Annotated in this window: 16 protein-coding genes; 14 read left to right on the plus strand and 2 right to left on the minus strand. The window is 56.0% G+C overall.

From position 1 onward, the window contains the following. Both dgoD and BM205_RS12985 read right to left on the minus strand, forming a co-directional pair. Positions 1–657 (minus strand): galactonate dehydratase (dgoD, locus tag BM205_RS12980; protein WP_092415102.1); only part of this gene is annotated, 657 nt, incomplete at its 3' end. A gap of 94 nt (positions 658–751) precedes the next feature. After that, positions 752–1,159 (minus strand): acyl-CoA thioesterase, encoded by a 408-nt coding sequence (locus BM205_RS12985; protein WP_092415104.1) that lies wholly within the window; start codon positions 1,157–1,159, stop codon positions 752–754. Positions 1,160–1,260: 101 nt separating this feature from the next. On the opposite strand from BM205_RS12985, the gene BM205_RS12990 reads away from it, so the two are divergent. The 14 genes from BM205_RS12990 to cobA all read left to right on the plus strand — a co-directional run bounded on the left by BM205_RS12990 (position 1,261) and on the right by cobA (position 16,749). After that, complete coding sequence (locus BM205_RS12990) at positions 1,261–3,141, plus strand: ABCB family ABC transporter ATP-binding protein/permease (RefSeq protein ID WP_092415105.1); 1,881 nt, start codon at positions 1,261–1,263, stop codon at positions 3,139–3,141. Positions 3,142–3,224: 83 nt separating this feature from the next. Continuing rightward, positions 3,225–4,217 (plus strand): LysR family transcriptional regulator, encoded by a 993-nt coding sequence (locus BM205_RS12995; RefSeq protein WP_092415446.1) that lies wholly within the window; start codon positions 3,225–3,227, stop codon positions 4,215–4,217. 240 nt (positions 4,218–4,457) lie between these two features. After that, the gene (locus tag BM205_RS13000) at positions 4,458–5,744 is read left to right on the plus strand and encodes a Glu/Leu/Phe/Val family dehydrogenase (protein WP_092415448.1); all 1,287 of its coding nucleotides are present in this window, start codon (positions 4,458–4,460) and stop codon (positions 5,742–5,744) included. A 284-nt stretch (positions 5,745–6,028) separates the two neighbouring features. After that, positions 6,029–6,904 carry an amino acid ABC transporter substrate-binding protein gene (locus BM205_RS13005; RefSeq protein ID WP_092415450.1) on the plus strand — a complete coding sequence of 292 codons (876 nt, stop codon included), beginning with the start codon at positions 6,029–6,031 and terminating at the stop codon, positions 6,902–6,904. 157 nt (positions 6,905–7,061) lie between these two features. Then, positions 7,062–8,009, plus strand: a complete 948-nt coding sequence (locus tag BM205_RS13010; protein WP_092415107.1) for an amino acid ABC transporter substrate-binding protein — start codon at positions 7,062–7,064, stop codon at positions 8,007–8,009. Positions 8,010–8,145: 136 nt separating this feature from the next. Then, entirely contained in the window at positions 8,146–8,898 is a 753-nt protein-coding gene (locus tag BM205_RS13015; protein WP_092415108.1) for an amino acid ABC transporter permease, read from the plus strand. Between the two features lie 2 nt (positions 8,899–8,900). Then, positions 8,901–9,596 carry an amino acid ABC transporter permease gene (locus BM205_RS13020; protein WP_092415110.1) on the plus strand — a complete coding sequence of 232 codons (696 nt, stop codon included), beginning with the start codon at positions 8,901–8,903 and terminating at the stop codon, positions 9,594–9,596. A gap of 85 nt (positions 9,597–9,681) precedes the next feature. After that, positions 9,682–10,407 carry an amino acid ABC transporter ATP-binding protein gene (locus BM205_RS13025; protein ID WP_014007953.1) on the plus strand — a complete coding sequence of 242 codons (726 nt, stop codon included), beginning with the start codon at positions 9,682–9,684 and terminating at the stop codon, positions 10,405–10,407. Positions 10,408–10,681: 274 nt separating this feature from the next. Further along, a complete protein-coding gene (pyrC, locus tag BM205_RS13030; protein ID WP_254783889.1) occupies positions 10,682–11,728 on the plus strand; it encodes a dihydroorotase in 1,047 nt (348 codons plus the stop codon). Between the two features lie 188 nt (positions 11,729–11,916). Further along, positions 11,917–12,537 (plus strand): ANTAR domain-containing response regulator, encoded by a 621-nt coding sequence (locus BM205_RS13035; protein ID WP_092415112.1) that lies wholly within the window; start codon positions 11,917–11,919, stop codon positions 12,535–12,537. A 326-nt stretch (positions 12,538–12,863) separates the two neighbouring features. Further along, the gene (locus tag BM205_RS13040; RefSeq protein ID WP_371326490.1) at positions 12,864–14,114 is read left to right on the plus strand and encodes a CmpA/NrtA family ABC transporter substrate-binding protein; all 1,251 of its coding nucleotides are present in this window, start codon (positions 12,864–12,866) and stop codon (positions 14,112–14,114) included. A 174-nt stretch (positions 14,115–14,288) separates the two neighbouring features. Then, complete coding sequence (gene ntrB / locus BM205_RS13045; RefSeq protein ID WP_371326494.1) at positions 14,289–15,086, plus strand: nitrate ABC transporter permease; 798 nt, start codon at positions 14,289–14,291, stop codon at positions 15,084–15,086. 42 nt (positions 15,087–15,128) lie between these two features. Continuing rightward, entirely contained in the window at positions 15,129–15,941 is an 813-nt protein-coding gene (locus BM205_RS13050) for an ABC transporter ATP-binding protein (RefSeq protein ID WP_092415117.1), read from the plus strand. A 19-nt stretch (positions 15,942–15,960) separates the two neighbouring features. After that, complete coding sequence (cobA, locus tag BM205_RS13055; RefSeq protein WP_092415118.1) at positions 15,961–16,749, plus strand: uroporphyrinogen-III C-methyltransferase; 789 nt, start codon at positions 15,961–15,963, stop codon at positions 16,747–16,749. Positions 16,750–16,755: the final 6 nt, after the last annotated feature.

A 16,755-nucleotide genomic window follows, 5' to 3' on the forward strand; every position in this document is an offset into this window, starting at 1 on the left:
AGCTTCGTAGTTTTCACTGAGCACCGGTTCTTCGATGAACATCAGTTTGTACGGATCCAGTTCCTTGATCAGGACCTTTGCCATCGGCTTGTGCACCCGGCCATGAAAATCGACGCCGATGCCGATATGCGGGCCGACCGCCTCACGCACTGCCGCGACGTTGGCGAGCGTCGCTTCCACTTTTTCATACGAATCGACGAACTGCAGTTCTTCGGTGCCGTTCATCTTCACTGCCGTGAAACCGCGTGCTACAGCCTCCCTGGCCGCCGCTGCCGTATCGGCAGGACGATCGCCGCCGATCCAGGAATACACGCGGATGCTGTCGCGCACCGGGCCGCCCAGCAACTGGCTGACCGAGACGCCAAGCGCCTTGCCCTTGATATCCCACAGCGCCTGGTCGATGCCGGCCAATGCGCTCATGTGGATGGCGCCGCCGCGATAAAATCCGCCGCGGTACAGCACTGTCCAGTGGTCTTCTATATGGCGCGGATCCTTGCCGATCAGGTAGCCGGACAATTCTTCGACGGCGGCAGCAACGCTATGCGCGCGGCCTTCGACTACCGGTTCGCCCCAGCCAATTACACCTTCATCGGTTTCTATTTTCAGGAAACACCAGCGCGGCGGTACGATGTAAGTGGTCAGTTTGGTGATCTTCATTAATCTCGTCTCCTGATCGCATGGTGCAAGCCACTGCCGCCGGCATCTTCGGCGAACTTGGCGCAAACTAATCGCAGGGGAGCCCGGGAGCGAATCAAGTCGAGAGCGGCGGCAACTGGCGCGGCTTGCGCTGCTCATCGGTAGCGACATAAGTCAGCGTCGCTTCAGTGACCTTTACAATTTCCGTCTGCAACCGGTTGCGCTCGGCATACACCTCGACATTGACGGTGATCGAGGTATTGCCGACTTTGACGATCTCCGCGTAAAACGACAGCAGGTCACCGACAAATACCGGGTGCTTGAACAGGAAGGAATTCACTGCAATCGTCGCCACCCGGCCATTGGCGCGGCGCGTGGCCGGTAGTGAGCCGGCAATATCGACTTGCGCCATGATCCAGCCGCCGAAGACGTCGCCGTGGACATTGGCGTCAGCTGGCATCGGCATCACGCGCAGTTGCGGCATGGTGTCGGGAAGTAATTGGTTGTTGTTTTGATCAGTCATCTGTTATTTTCCCTGAGAGCTACAATTAGCGCTATACCTAAAACTATTCGGAATTATCCGTATAGTTCGTAGCTTAAACTATTCCTTAAGATTGTCATCTCATGCGCCACCATTCCTCCACCCCGCCGCCAGACGGCGCAGCCACCGACGGCGTTCAGCCCAAGCGCAGCGACTGGGCCACGCTCAAGACCTTGTTGCCTTATCTCTGGACGTACAAGTGGCGGGTCTCGCTGGCGCTGCTGTTCATGCTGGGCGCCAAGCTGGCGAATGTCGGTGTACCGCTGGTATTGAAGAAACTGGTGGACAGCATGACCATCACGGTCAGCCATCCACAGGCGATGTTGGTGCTGCCGTTGGGGATATTGGTCGCCTACGGTGCGCTGCGCCTGAGCACCACCTTGTTTACCGAACTACGCGAATTCGTCTTCGCTCGTGTCACCCAGCGTGCGGTGCGCACCATTGCTTTGCAGGTATTCCGTCATTTGCATTCGCTGTCGCTGCGCTTTCACCTGAATCGCCAGACCGGCGGCATGACGCGCGATATCGAACGCGGTACGCGCGGCATTTCGTCGCTGGTGTCGTACGCCCTGTTCAGCATCTTGCCGACCTTGATCGAAATCTCGCTGGTGCTCGGTTATCTGGTGCTGCATTACGATATCTGGTTCGCCGGAATTACCGTGGTGGCGCTGGTCAGCTATATCACGTTTACTGTTACCGTCACCGAGTGGCGCACCCACTTCCGGCGCACCATGAACGCGCTCGATTCCAGCGCCAATACCAAGGCCATCGATTCCCTGATCAACTACGAAACTGTCAAATATTTCGGCAATGAGGAATACGAGGCGCGGCGTTACGACGATGGCTTGATGCGCTACGAAACCGCGGCGGTGAAATCGCAGACCTCGCTGTCTTTGCTCAATACCGGACAATCGCTGATCATCGCTATCGCCGTGACGCTGATTCTATGGCGCGCTACGCAGGGCGTAATTGACGGCAAGATGACCCTGGGCGATCTCGTGCTGGTTAACTCCTTCATGATCCAGTTGTACATACCGCTGAATTTTCTCGGCGTTATTTATCGCGAAATCAAACAGAGCCTGGCCGACATGGAGCGGCTGTTCCATTTGCTGGATGAAAATCGCGAGATCGCTGATGCCGCGGAGGCGCGGCCGCTGTTGACCGGCGGCGCACAGGTGCGTTTTTCGCACGTGGATTTCAGCTACGAAAGCAAGCGCCAGATTTTGTTTGACGTGGATTTCACGATAGCCGCCGGCACCACCACCGCGGTAGTCGGCCACAGCGGTTCGGGCAAGTCGACCTTATCGCGCCTGCTGTTCCGTTTTTACGATATCAACGGCGGCCGCATCACGATCGACGGCCAGGATTTGCGCGACATCACTCAAGCCTCGCTACGTCAGGCGATCGGCATCGTGCCGCAGGATACGGTGCTGTTCAACGACAGCATCGAGTACAACATCGCCTACGGCAAGCCGGGCGCCACCAAGGCGGAAATCATTGCGGTCGCCAAGGCTGCGCATATCCACGATTTCATCGAATCCCTGCCGGACGGTTATAACTCGATGGTGGGTGAGCGCGGCTTGAAATTATCGGGCGGCGAAAAACAACGGGTGGCGATTGCTCGCACTTTGCTGAAAAATCCTGCCGTGCTGATTTTCGATGAAGCCACCTCGGCGCTCGATTCGAAATCCGAACAGGCGATCCAGGCGCAATTGAAAGAAATCGCGAAGGATCGCACCACACTGGTGATTGCCCATCGTTTGTCGACCATTGCCGACGCCGAGCAAATCCTGGTGCTCGATCACGGCCATATCATTGAACGCGGCACGCATGCCCAACTGCTGGCGGCGGACGGCGCTTATGCGCAGATGTGGCTGCGTCAGCAAGCGCACCCTGAAGAGGCGGCGGGCCCGTCGCCTGGCGTCGATGACGATTACCCTGAAAACGTCGTGCGGATGGTGTAAGCGTACAACGCCGATGCAGATTGTTCGTCCGGTGCACAGCAATTTCCTATGCCGCGATTACCGACTCGCGTTACGATAGCGGCATGGAAAGCAAATGGTTAGAAGATTTCATTTCGTTGGCGGAAACGCATAGTTTCAGCCGCTCTGCAGAATTGCGTCATGTCACGCAGCCGGCTTTTTCGCGCCGCATCCAGTCGCTGGAGGCTTGGCTGGGAGCCGATCTGATTGACCGCACTTCCTACCCGACGCGCCTGACAGCCGCCGGCGAAGTCTTTTACGAGCAGGCGCTGGAGATGCTGGGCCAGATCAACAACGCCCGTGCGCTGATGCGCGGCAAGCGCCCGACCGGTTTGAGCACCGTCGATTTCGCCGTGCCGCATACCTTATCGCTGACCTATGTGCCGCGCTGGATTCGCGTGCTGGAGAACGGTTTCGGGCCGCTCAACACGCGCCTGCTGGCCCTGAACGTGCACGATGCCGTGATGGCCATGGTGGACGGCGGTTGCGATCTGCTGCTGTGCTACCACCATCCGCGCCAGCCGGTACAGCTCGATACCGGTCGTTACGATCTGATCACGCTAGGCAGCGAAGTACTGCGCGCCTATGCCCATTGCAACAAAGCCGGCGTACCCGATTATGTCTTCCCCGGCAGCGCCAGCGCGCCTCTGCCGTTCCTGTCCTATACCAGCAACGCCTATCTCGGGCGCATGGTGGAATTGATTCTGGCCGACTCCAAGAAACCGCTTTACCTTGAGAAACGCTATGAAACAGATATGGCGGAAGGCTTGAAAATGATGGCGCTGGAAGGGCATGGCGTGGCGTTTTTGCCAGAGTCCGCCGTGACCCGCGAAGTCAAGTTGAAGCAACTGGCCAGTGTCGACGAGGGCGCGCCTGAGTGGGAAGCCACCATGGAAATCCGTTTGTATCGCGAGCGTCCTACCGTGCAACGGCCGGGTAAGCCGGTGGTGGCACGATTGTGGGCCTACCTGTTGCAACAGCAGGAAGATGCGGCCAAAGAAGCGGCCAAAGAGGCTGCAAAAAACGCAAAACGCAAAACTCCACAAGCCCTCGCTTAAATTTCGAGTCGATCAGCTGAGTCGGCCAGTTACTCGGCATTTTCCGATGCTTGCGGAAAAGTCGTATCTATCACAATGAAGTTGCATTTTTAATATTAATGCAAAAAACGCATAGTTGCATGCGCACAAAGCATTGGCTTTGCCCTATGCCGTTGTCCTACGATTCGCCACTAGATCGATTTTGCCCCGCTGCAGTCTTTCATGGGGGCCGATCTGCAACTTCCAGGAGCGCGCAAAAATATGACTATCAAGCACGAAGTTCCATCCTATCTCACGCAACATGGCATTGGCCCATGGGGCGACTATCTCGAACAAATCGATCGCGTAACACCTTATCTTGGTAATTTGGCCCGTTGGGTTGAAACCATGAAACGTCCGAAGCGGATGCTGATCGTCGACGTCCCTATCGAACGTGACGATGGCACCATTGCCCACTTCGAAGGTTACCGCGTCCAGCACAACACATCGCGCGGCCCAGGCAAGGGCGGTGTGCGCTTCCACCAAGACGTAACGCTGTCCGAAGTGATGGCCCTGTCGGCCTGGATGACGGTCAAGAACGCGGCTGTCAACGTGCCGTACGGCGGTGCCAAAGGCGGTATCCGGGTTGATCCGAAGACTCTGTCGCAAGGTGAGTTGCAGCGCATGACGCGCCGCTACACCAGCGAGATCGGCATCATCATCGGCCCTAACAAAGACATCCCGGCGCCGGACGTCAATACCAACGAACAAATCATGGCCTGGATGATGGATACCTATTCCATGAACCAGGGCAGCACCTCATCGGGCGTTGTCACCGGCAAGCCGATTTCATTGGGCGGCAGCCTCGGACGGCGCGAAGCTACCGGCCGCGGCGTGTTCGTGGTGGGTTGCGAAGCCGCGGTCAAGCGTGGCTTGAACATCCATGGCGCCAAGGTTGCCGTGCAGGGTTTCGGTAATGTCGGCGGCATCGCTGCGCGCTTGTTCTCGGAAGCCGGCGCCAAAGTGGTGGCGGTACAAGATCATATTTCTACCGTGATGCGTTCCAGCGGCCTGGATGTGGCGGCGTTGCAAGCCCACGTCAATGCTACCGGCAGCGTCGCCGGTTTCAGCGGCGGCGAAGAAGTCAGCGACCGTGCGCAGTTTTGGGCCGTGGATTGCGATATTTTGGTGCCTGCGGCACTGGAGCAGCAAATCACAGTGGAGAACGCGCCGACCATCCGCGCCAAGATCATTCTCGAAGGTGCGAACGGTCCGACCAGCCCGGCAGCAGATGACATCCTGCATGAGAAGGGCGTGCTGGTAGTGCCGGACGTGATCGCCAATGCCGGCGGCGTGACAGTCAGTTATTTCGAATGGGTACAGGATTTCTCCAGCTTTTTCTGGACCGAAGATGAAATCAACCTGCGCCTTACCCGCATCATGCGCGAAGCGTTTACCGCAGTCTGGCAACTGGCTGAAGAGAAGAAAGTATCGCTGCGTACCGCGGCATTTATCGTCGCTTGTACCCGTGTGTTGCAGGCGCGTGAGATGCGCGGTTTGTATCCTTGATTGATGTTGCGTTATAGTCGAAATGTTTTGCTCACGCGCAACCGGTAAGCCGGTTGCGCGTAAGTCGTCCGGCCCCGGACTTAATCGGGGATTTGTTTGCAAAAGAGTGACGCGAAAGCAGTCACCGCAGGTAATCAAACGGCTGGCTTGAATATTGCATTAAGAATATTCATTGTAAAAAATCATATCGACAGCGCAACACTCGGGAGAATAAAGTGGTATCTAGGGAATTTAAGGGTAGCTGGAATGTTGCGCGGCGCAATTCGGGCTTCGGCCTGGCGTTGATGCTGATGCTGATGCTGATGCTGAGCGTCGGCGCGACAGCTGCCCACGCAGAAGATGTACTGGCAAAAATACGTGATAGCAAGACCATCACGATTGGCTATCGGGAAGCGTCATTTCCATTTTCTTTCGTGGATCAGGATAAAAAGCCGGTCGGTTATGCCATCGATCTGTGTCTCAAGATAGCGGATGCAGTGAAGCAGAATTTGAAACTGCAGCAATTGAATATCGCCTACGTTCCAGTGACGTCTTCGAATCGCATCGAAATGGTTACAAGCGGAAAAATCGACCTGGAATGTGGTTCAACCACTAACAATGCGGAGCGCCGCAAGCAGGTCAACTTTACTATTGCGCATTTCATGGCGTCTTCGCGCATGCTGGTCCGCGCGGACGACAAGATCAAGAACTGGCCGGATCTGCGCGATAAAAAAGTGGCGACGACCAAGGGTACCACCAGCGTCAAATCGCTGGTAGACCGTGGCCAGGTCCGTTCGCTGAATATGACCATCGTAGAAGGACGCGATCACAACGAATCGTTCAAGATGGTGGTAGACAAGACGGCAGATGCATTCGTGATGGATGACGTGCTGCTTTACGGATTGAAGGCTACCGCCAAGGATCCGGCAGCATATGCCGTGGTCGGGGATCCTTTGACAACCGAGCCTTACGCAATCATGCTGCCTAAAGACGATGCCGCATACAAAGCAGTGGTAGACCGTGAAATGGGGCGCATTATCCACGATGGCGAAATCTACAAGCTGTACACCAAATGGTTCCTGAGCCCGATTCCGGCAAAAAATAACCTTACGTTAAACATGCCGATGGGCTATCTTTTCAGAGAATCATTGCGCTTCCCGTCGGATCAGGTTGGCAACTAGAAGTAAAAAATTTCGGATGTAATTATTGATTTATGCAAAGGTGGAGACAAGGATTTTAGTAGAAGAGGTGATAATAATAAATAAGCATGAGTTTAAGTCTGCTGCTCAGGCAGCGAGTTTGTTAAACTACACGAATAATTTTTTTACGGGAGTTGTTATGATGTCATCGAAATTAGTTGTCGCATTGGTTGGCTTGGGAGTAATGGTTGGCTCCGTGCAAGCGCAAGAACTCACCGGTACACTCAAAAAAATCAAAGATACCGGCACCATTACGCTGGGTGTGCGCGATTCTTCTATCCCATTTTCTTACCTTGATGACAAGCAGTCCTATCAAGGCTACTCGATCGATTTGTGCCTGAAAGCTGCGACCGCCATTCAGAAACAACTCGGCATGACAGCATTGAACGTCAAGATGGTTCCAGTAACTTCAGCTACCCGTATCCCGCTGATCTCCAACGGCACTATCGACCTGTCTTGCGATTCCGCCACCAACAATGCCGAGCGTCAAAAGGTTGTTTCCTTTGCGCCGACCATGTACGTGACAGCGAACCGCTTGCTGGCTAAGAAATCTTCCAACGTCAAGTCGCTGGAAGACCTGAAGGGCAAGACCATCGTGTCGACTTCCGGTACCTCCAACCTGAAGCAAATCACCATTCTGAATGCCGAGCGTAACCTGGGCATGAACATCCTGGCAGCCAAAGACCATGCTGAAGCTTTCCTGATGGTCGAAACCGGCCGTGCAGTAGCATTTGCAATGGATGACATCCTGCTGGCGTCGCTGGCGGCTAGCTCCAGAGCGCCTGCCGACTACGCAATCACAGCCGAAGCTTTGTCGGTTGAGCCATACGGCATCATTGAACGTCAAGGCGACCTGCCATTCAAAAATGCTGTCGACACTGCACTGGCCAATGTGTACAAATCCGGTCAGATCAATGACATCTATGCAAAATGGTTCTTGAAACCAATTCCACCTAAGGGTATCAATCTGAACGTGCCAATGAGCCCGCAATTGAAGGCCGCATTCGCTCATCCGACTGACTCGGGTGATCCGGCTGCCTACGCTGCCGTGCCTGAAGCGCAAAAACAATCTTCGAAGAAAAAATAAGACTGGCAATATAAAGAACGGGATGGGGGGCGCAAGCCTCCCGTTTTGTTTCTGGAATTGAATTGTTGCGGCGCACAATGCGTGTGCCGGGTGCAGGTAGCAGCAATGAGACAAAGAGTAATAGAGGGGACTTAACATGCATTACAACTGGAACTGGGGCATCTTCTGGCAAGAGTCTCCTGACGGTGTCAGTACTTACATGGACACCTTGCTGACCGGTCTGAAGTGGACGCTTGCGTTGTCCGCATCGGCCTGGATCATGGCGCTGGTGATTGGCACGGTAATTGGTACGATTCGTACCATGCCGAACAAATGGGCAGTGCGCCTGGCCAATGGCTACGTTGAATTATTTCGTAATATCCCGCTGATCGTACAAATGTTTCTCTGGTATTTCGTGATGCCGGAAATCGTCCCTGCGAGCATCGGTGGCTGGCTCAAGAGCCTGCCGAACGCATCATTCATCACCGCCTTCCTGGCGTTGGGATTTTTTACGTCGTCGCGGATCGCTGTACAAGTCTCCGCTGGCATTAATGCACTGCCCCGTGGCCAAAAGCTGGCGGGTACTGCACTTGGTCTGACGTTGCCACAAACATATCGCTACGTATTGTTGCCCATGTCGTTCCGGATCATCGTACCGTCGCTGACCAACGAATTTGCAGCAATCATCAAGAACAGCTCGGTCGCACTGACGATTGGCCTGGTCGAACTGACCGCAGCCACTTACTCGATGCGCGAATTTACGTTCCAGACCTTCGAATCCCTGACGGGTGCCACGGTGATCTACGTGGTCATTTCTGGGATTGCCTTGTTGCTGGCGCGCTGGCTTGAAAAAGCGATCGCGATTCCAGGATTTATTGCCGCCGGTAGTGCGAATACAGGGGGGCATTAATCATGTTTTCGAATTTCGATTTTGACGTAATCCAGCGTTCCTGGTTCTACCTGTTCACCACCGGCATGAAGTTCACGCTGACGCTGACAGTGGTGGCAATGATCGGCGGTATTTTGTTTGGTACCGTGCTGGCGATGATGCGCTTGTCGCATAACAAGACGATTTCCCTGATCGCCACCAGCTATGTCAATCTGATCCGCTCGGTACCGCTGGTGCTGGTGATTTTCTGGTTCTATTTCCTGGTGCCGTATATCGGCGCCTGGATCATCGGTGCGCAACAGCCGGTCCAGGTCGGCGCGTTCTCATCGGCGTTGATCACTTTCATTTTGTTTGAAGCAGCTTATTATTGCGAAATCATGCGCTCCGGGATCCAGTCGATTCCACGCGGCCAGGTTTCTGCCGGCTACGCGCTGGGCATGAACTACTGGCAAATGATGGGCAATGTGGTGCTGCCGCAAGCGTTCCGCAACATGATCCCGATCTTGCTGACGCAAACCATCGTGCTGTTCCAGGACGTCTCGCTGGTGTATGTGTTGGGATCGGTGCCAGACTTCGTTACCGTGGCATCGAAGATCGCGCAACGTGACGGCCGTCTGGTGGAAATGTATATGTTTGTCGCAGTGGTGTACTTCGTGATGAGCTTCGGTTTGTCGACGCTGGTCAAGAAACTGCAGAACAAGGTTGCGATCATTCGATAAAGGACAGTGCGTTGTCTGCGATATCGAAGATATTCGGACAGCGCCCGGCCTGTAAAACAGAATTCAGGAATTAGGAGAAATACTCATGATTAAGCTTAATAACGTCAGCAAATGGTACGGTCAGTTTCAAGTCCTGACCGATTGCACCACGCAAGTCGCCAAGGGTGACGTGGTGGTGGTGTGCGGCCCGTCGGGGTCCGGTAAATCGACGTTGATCAAGACGGTCAACGGCCTGGAGCCATTCCAGAAGGGCGATATCACCGTCGACGGCATCTCGGTTGGCGATCCAAAAACCAACTTGTCGAAACTGCGCGCGCGCATCGGCATGGTGTTCCAGAACTTTGAGCTGTTTCCGCACATGTCGATCCGCGAAAACCTGACTATCGGTCAGGTCAAGGTGTTGGGACGGAGCCAGGACGAAGCGAACGAAAAAGGCTTGAAGTATCTGGATCGCGTCGGCCTGATCGCACAGAAAGACAAGTTCCCGGGTCAATTGTCGGGCGGTCAGCAGCAGCGTGTGGCGATTGCCCGTGCGTTGTCGATGGATCCGATCGCGATGCTGTTCGATGAACCGACTTCGGCGCTCGATCCTGAAATGATCAATGAAGTGCTGGACGTAATGGTCGGCTTGGCGCAAGAAGGCATGACCATGATGGTGGTGACGCATGAAATGGGCTTTGCCAAGAAGGTTGCCAATCGCGTGGTCTTCATGGACAAGGGCCTAGTGGTGGAAGATTGCACCAAAGACGAGTTCTTCGGCGCCCCGCGTTCCGATCGCGCTCGCGATTTCCTGGCGAAAATCATCCACTGATCGATGTGTTTTTGCAGGGCAAGAAGCCGCTTCGGATAATATCCAGGCGGCTTTTTTATTTGCGTGTGTCAATTGCGCGTAGGGTAGGCACGCCTTTGTGCTCACGCGTGAACTCACACCACGTACGCGCCCAATTGGGTACCGCATGGGCCCGCACTCCGGATATCGCGGTAACGCGTGGGCAGTGGCCACCCTGCTGACTGCGGTAAAATGGCGTCATCAGAACTCCTGCCGCACCAACCCTCATTTGTTTAGCCTGAAACTCAATCCTGACATGACTGATACCCTGACCGATTCTTTGACCATCACCCGCCCCGACGACTGGCACTTGCATTTGCGTGACGGCGTTGCGCTTGCCAGCGTGCTGCCGCATAGCGCACGCCAGTTCGGCCGCGCCATCGTGATGCCGAACCTGAAGCCGCCGGTGACGACCACCGCGCAAGCTGCAGCCTACCGCGACCGTATCCTGGCAGCCTTGCCATCCGGCCTGGCGTTCGAACCCCTGATGACGCTGTACCTGACCAACAATACGCCGCCCGACGAAATCCGCCGCGCCAAGGATAGCGGTTTCATCCACGCGGTAAAACTGTATCCGGCCGGCGCTACCACCAATTCCGACGCCGGCGTGACCGACCTGACCAAGTGCTACAAGACGCTGGAAACCATGCAGCAGCTCGGCATGCCGTTCCTGGTACATGGCGAAGTGACCGATCCGGCGATCGACATTTTCGATCGCGAAGCCGTTTTCATCGACCGCGTAATGCAACCGCTGCGACGCGACATGCCGGAGCTGAAAGTGGTGTTCGAACACATCACCACCAAGGACGCCGCACAATACGTTGAGAGCGCCCAAGGACCGGTGGCGGCCACCGTTACCGCACATCACCTGCTGTACAACCGCAACGAGATCTTCAAGGGCGGGATCCGGCCGCATTACTACTGCTTGCCGGTCTTGAAGCGCGAAGAGCATCGCCAGGCCCTGGTGCGCGCAGTGACATCGGGCAGCACACGGTTCTTCCTCGGTACCGATTCGGCGCCGCATCCAAAGGGTTTGAAAGAACATGCCTGCGGCTGTGCCGGCTGCTATACCGCGCTGCATGCGATGGAGTTATATGCGCAAGCCTTCGATCAGGCAGGTGCGCTGGATCAGCTGGAAGCATTCGCCAGCTTTAACGGTCCGGCTTTCTACAATCTGCCGCGCAATCAAGGCACCATCACCTTGAAACGCCAAACGTGGACCCTGCCGGTTGAACTGCCGCTGGGAGATACTACGCTGGTACCGTTGAACGGCGGCGAGACGATAGATTGGCAAATGGCGTAGTGTGCAAAGAGTTACATGGGCGAGTTACATAAACGCTTACATAAGTGATTGCTTAAGCGCACTGTTATCACCCTTTCGCATCGTCATGGTGCGATTTTTGCTTGCATGCTCGATAGCGATGGATCGATCATCTTTCCATCCTGTCTAACCGTAGTTCACTGATTCGTCTCCGGACGCGGGTTTCAAGCATGCAAAGTCTACGAATAGTTGTTGTCAATCCGGTCGCCATCGAGGGCGACGACGATCCTGCGTTCGAGGCGCAGGAGGCGCGCGGCAAGGACTTGCGTATCGGTTTGCTGGAAGCCGGCTATAACATCATCGCCTCGCTTCCGGCCGATCTCTATCTGCCCGAAAGAATTGCTCAACTGCAACCGGACATGATCATCGTCGACGCCGAGTCCGACGCCCGCGACGTGTTGGAGCATGTGGTGGTGGCGACCCGCGATGCACGCCGCCCCATCGTCCTGTTCACCGAAGATGCCAAAACCTCCAGCATGGATGCTGCGATGGCGGCCGGCGTCTCTGCCTACGTCGTGGCGGGATTGCAGACCGCGCGTATCAAGCCGGTGCTGGAGGTGGCGTTGGCGCGTTTCCGGCAAGAGCAGAAGCTGCTGGCGGAGTTGTCCGATACCAAGCTCAAGCTGGCCGAACGCAAGGTGCTGGAGCGAGCCAAAGGCTTGCTGATGGAGCATCACAAACTGAGCGAGCAGGAGGCTTATCAAAAGCTGCGGCGGCTGGCGATGGACAAGAACCTCAAATTATCCGAAGTTGCTCAACGCATCATCGATGCTGCCGATTTGCTGGGCTGATCCGGTCACGGCCGTGCGAACCTGCAAGCAGAAATGCCCAATAGTTGCGAGCTCGTTTGGTGCAATGCACAAATCAGGTGCACTTTTTTGAGCGAAAAGCCGGTGCGAAAGGCCATTTCCCCCAACAAAAATTCCTGGCACGTGGTTTGCATAGTTAATTCCAGGCGCCAATGCTGGCGCTGCTGGAATCGACTAACGGCGGTCCTTTCCACATAAGACAAAGGTGTCTTTCCGCATTGACTTGTTCATCGCGGGACGACACCTTTTTTGTTGCCGAAACACTGTGGAGCCATGCGATGGGATCAAAAAAAGCACTGCCGAGTGACATGCCGAACACGCTTGTCGACGGCAAGCGCCGTCAAATACTACAAACCGCAACTCTCGCGGCAGGAGCCAGCATGTTGGGATTATCTAGCACCGCAACCGGGGCATGGGCCGCAGGCTCGGACAAACCGGAAAAAACCGAGGTCAAGATCGGCTTCATTCCCTTGACGGATTGCGCATCGGTAGTGATGGCATCGCTGCTCGGTTTCGATAAAAAATACGGTATCAAGATCGTCCTCAGCAAGGAAGCCTCATGGGCCGGCGTGCGCGACAAACTCGCCAACGGCGAGCTGGATGCCGCGCATGTGCTGTCGGGTTTGATCTATGGCGTGCAGATGGGCATCGGCGGCCAGAAAAAAGACATGGCGATCCTGATGGGGCTCAACAATAACGGCCAGGCAATTACGTTGTCGAAAAAACTGGCTGACAAGGGTGCCGTGGATGGCGCTTCGCTTGCCAAACTGATGGCCAGCGACAAGCGCGAATACACATTCGCCCAGACTTTCCCGACCGGTACGCATGCCATGTGGCTGTACTACTGGCTGGCCGCCAACGGCGTCAATCCGCTCAAGGATGCCAAGGTGATCACGGTACCGCCGCCGCAGATGGTGGCCAATATGCGGGTCGGCAACATGGACGGCTTTTGCGTCGGCGAGCCATGGGGTCATCGGGCGATTGTCGACGGTGTCGGCATCACTGCAATTACCACCCAGGAAATCTGGAAAGATCATCCGGAAAAAGTGCTCGGCACCACCGCCGATTTTGCCGCCAGGAATCCGAATACCTGCCGCGCCTTGATTGCGGCCGTGCTGGAAGCGGGGAAGTGGATCGACGCCTCGCTCGCCAACAAGAACAAGATGGCCGAAGCGATCGCCGATAAATCCTATGTGAATACCAGCAAGGACGTGATCGACCAACGCATCATGGGACGCTATCAGAACGGCCTGGGCAAGACCTGGGACGATCCTAACTACATGAAGTTCTACAACGACGGCCTGGTGAATTTCCCGTATCTGTCGGATGGCATGTGGTTCATGACGCAGCACCGGCGCTGGGGTTTGTTGAAAACCGATCCGGATTACCTGGCGGTAGCCAAATCCGTCAGCCAGATCGATCTCTACAAAGATGCGGCGGCGATGACAAAAACACCGGTGCCGAAAGATGTGTTGAGGACCTCTAAACTGATGGATGGCACGGTGTGGGATGGCAAGAATCCGCAAGCCTATGCCGCGTCTTTCAAGATCCGTGCGTAGATAAAGCCAGACCGTCAATCCAGACCAAGCAGAAGCGCGGTTTATTTCGGAGCCTATATGAGTGCAATCATGGATACTGCGGCAAATGCAAATCGTCAGGCGGCAACGATGGAGAGTGCTACTGTAGAGGCCGTGGTCGACGCGGCTGTCGTCACTCCTCGGCCAGTCCTGAAAATGACCAATCGTCGCAGCAGCATGCCGTCCTGGCTGATGCAGATCATTGCGCCGCTGCTCGGCCTGGCGTTCCTGGTGCTGATCTGGCAGCTCATTGCGATGAGCAACAGCCAGTTCCCGACGCCGATGGTGACCTTGCAGGAGGCGCTGAAACTGTTTGCCGATCCGTTCTACCGGACCAGTCCCAACGACCAGGGCATAGGCTGGAATATCCTGGCTTCGCTGCAAAGAGTCGCTGTCGGTTTCGGCCTGGCGGCGCTGGTCGGGATTCCATTGGGCTTCATGATTGGCCGCTTCAAATTCCTGTCCAGCATGTTCGGTCCCATCATCAGTCTGCTGAAACCGGTATCGCCGCTGGCGTGGTTACCGATCGGCTTGCTGGTGTTCAAATCGGCCAATCCGGCAGCGATCTGGTCCATCTTCATTTGCTCGATCTGGCCCATGATCATCAACACCGCGGTTGGCGTGCAGAGAGTGCCGCAGGATTACATGAACGTGGCGCGCGTGCTGAACCTGTCGGAGTGGAAAATCATCACCAAGATTCTTTTTCCATCGGTATTGCCGTACATGCTGACCGGAGTGCGGCTGGCGATCGGCACTGCCTGGCTGGTGATCGTCGCCGCTGAAATGCTGACCGGGGGTGTCGGCATCGGCTTCTGGGTTTGGGACGAATGGAACAATCTCAACGTGCCGCATATCATCATCGCGATTGTGGTGATCGGCGTGGTTGGCTTGCTGCTGGAGCAATTGCTGGTGGCGCTGGCGAAGGCGTTCACCTACGAACAGGTTTCAAGTTAATCCATTGCAAAACGAAATAGTCGGGTAATGACGGGGGAAATTATGGAACAACGTGACGCCAGATTCATCGATATCCATCAAGCCGAAATGGTGTTCAACACCAGCAAGGGCCAGTTTCATGCCCTGCGCGATATCAACCTGACTGTACGCAAGGGCGAGTTCGTAACCTTGATCGGCCATTCCGGTTGCGGAAAATCGACCTTGTTGAATTTGATCGCCGGCCTGCTGTCGCCTAGCGACGGTGTGTTGATTTGCGCCGGCCGTGAAATTGCCGGACCGTCGCCGGAACGTGCGGTAGTGTTTCAAAATCATTCGCTCTTGCCTTGGCTGACCTGTCACGAAAATATCTATCTCGGCGTGGAACGTGTATTTGCCGCTACGGAAAGTAAAAGCGCCTTGAAGGAACGCACCAAAGCGGCGTTGGCGATGGTGGGATTGACGGCGGCCGGGCAAAAACGGCCGCATGAAATTTCCGGCGGCATGAAACAGCGTGTCGGCATTGCCCGCGCCTTGGCGATGGAGCCGAAAGTATTGCTGATGGACGAGCCGTTCGGCGCACTGGACGCGTTGACCCGCGCCCACCTGCAGGATGAATTGCTGAAGATCGTCGCCAAGACCGGATCGACGGTGATGATGGTGACCCACGATGTCGATGAAGCGGTGCTGTTGTCGGATCGTATCGTGATGATGACCAACGGCCCGGCCGCCACCATTGGCGACATTGTCCAGGTAAGGCTGGCCCGGCCGCGCGAACGTGTGGCGTTGGCGCAGGATCCGCTTTATGCAGAATACCGGACCTCGGTGCTGGAGTTCCTGTATCGCAAGCAAGCTCATCCGGTCGCCCAAGCGGCGTGATGCTCAAACAGGAGCCCATATGAAACAAGCTGTAAAGCAAGCAGGCAAAGTGATGCTGGTCGGCGCTGGACCAGGCGACCCCGATTTGCTGACGCTGAAGGCCGTAAAGGCAATCGCCCAGGCCGATGTGCTGCTGGTGGATGACCTGGTCAATCCGGAGGTGCTGGTGCATGCGCAGGATAGTGCCCGCGTGATCCATGTCGGCAAGCGTGGCGGTTGCCAGTCGACCTCGCAAGAATTCATCGAACGCCTGATGGTGGTGGAAGCGCAGGCCGGGCATTGCGTGGTCCGCCTGAAAGGCGGCGATCCCTATCTGTTCGGCCGCGGTGGCGAAGAGCGTGCCCACTTGCGCCGGCAAGGCGTGACAGTCGAAGTAGTGCCGGGAATTACCAGCGGCATGGCGGCAGCGGCCAGTATCGGTATCGCAGCGACCCATCGCGACTATAGTCAGGGCGTGATTTTCGTGACCGGCCATGGCAAGAACGAGGTCACCCAGCCGAACTGGAAGGCGCTGGTGGCGGCCGGCATGACGTTGGTGGTGTACATGGGTGTGGCGCGTTGCGGGCAGTTGCAGCGCAGTCTGCTGGAGGCGGGCATGGCCGGCTCGATGCCGGTTGCGGTGATCCAGTCTGCGACGCTGGCCGCGCAAGCGCAGTTGCTGACCAACCTGGATCAGCTGCCGCAAGCGCTGCATGACAGCGGCCTCGGCAGCCCCAGCATTATTGTCATCGGCGAAGTCGTGCGCTGTGCCGATGCTTTCGCTGAGATCGACCTCGACAATTTTCTGCAACAGGGAGCATTGGGCTGAATTGCC

Source organism: Collimonas sp. OK307 (genome assembly GCF_900113705.1).
Classification (GTDB): Bacteria; Pseudomonadota; Gammaproteobacteria; order Burkholderiales; family Burkholderiaceae_D; genus Collimonas.

Coding starts and splice junctions, on each gene's coding strand:
- BM205_RS13035 (WP_092415112.1), top strand. CDS start 11,917: ATGCAAAGTCTACGAATAGTTGTTGTCAATCCGGTCGCCATCGAGGGC.
- BM205_RS13015 (WP_092415108.1), top strand. CDS start 8,146: ATGCATTACAACTGGAACTGGGGCATCTTCTGGCAAGAGTCTCCTGAC.
- BM205_RS13025 (WP_014007953.1), top strand. CDS start 9,682: ATGATTAAGCTTAATAACGTCAGCAAATGGTACGGTCAGTTTCAAGTC.
- BM205_RS12985 (WP_092415104.1), bottom strand. CDS start 1,159: ATGACTGATCAAAACAACAACCAATTACTTCCCGACACCATGCCGCAA.
- pyrC (WP_254783889.1), top strand. CDS start 10,682: ATGACTGATACCCTGACCGATTCTTTGACCATCACCCGCCCCGACGAC.
- BM205_RS12995 (WP_092415446.1), top strand. CDS start 3,225: ATGGAAAGCAAATGGTTAGAAGATTTCATTTCGTTGGCGGAAACGCAT.
- BM205_RS12990 (WP_092415105.1), top strand. CDS start 1,261: ATGCGCCACCATTCCTCCACCCCGCCGCCAGACGGCGCAGCCACCGAC.
- BM205_RS13005 (WP_092415450.1), top strand. CDS start 6,029: ATGCTGATGCTGATGCTGATGCTGAGCGTCGGCGCGACAGCTGCCCAC.
- BM205_RS13020 (WP_092415110.1), top strand. CDS start 8,901: ATGTTTTCGAATTTCGATTTTGACGTAATCCAGCGTTCCTGGTTCTAC.
- cobA (WP_092415118.1), top strand. CDS start 15,961: ATGAAACAAGCTGTAAAGCAAGCAGGCAAAGTGATGCTGGTCGGCGCT.
- BM205_RS13040 (WP_371326490.1), top strand. CDS start 12,864: ATGCCGAACACGCTTGTCGACGGCAAGCGCCGTCAAATACTACAAACC.
- BM205_RS13010 (WP_092415107.1), top strand. CDS start 7,062: ATGATGTCATCGAAATTAGTTGTCGCATTGGTTGGCTTGGGAGTAATG.
- BM205_RS13050 (WP_092415117.1), top strand. CDS start 15,129: ATGGAACAACGTGACGCCAGATTCATCGATATCCATCAAGCCGAAATG.
- ntrB (WP_371326494.1), top strand. CDS start 14,289: ATGACCAATCGTCGCAGCAGCATGCCGTCCTGGCTGATGCAGATCATT.
- BM205_RS13000 (WP_092415448.1), top strand. CDS start 4,458: ATGACTATCAAGCACGAAGTTCCATCCTATCTCACGCAACATGGCATT.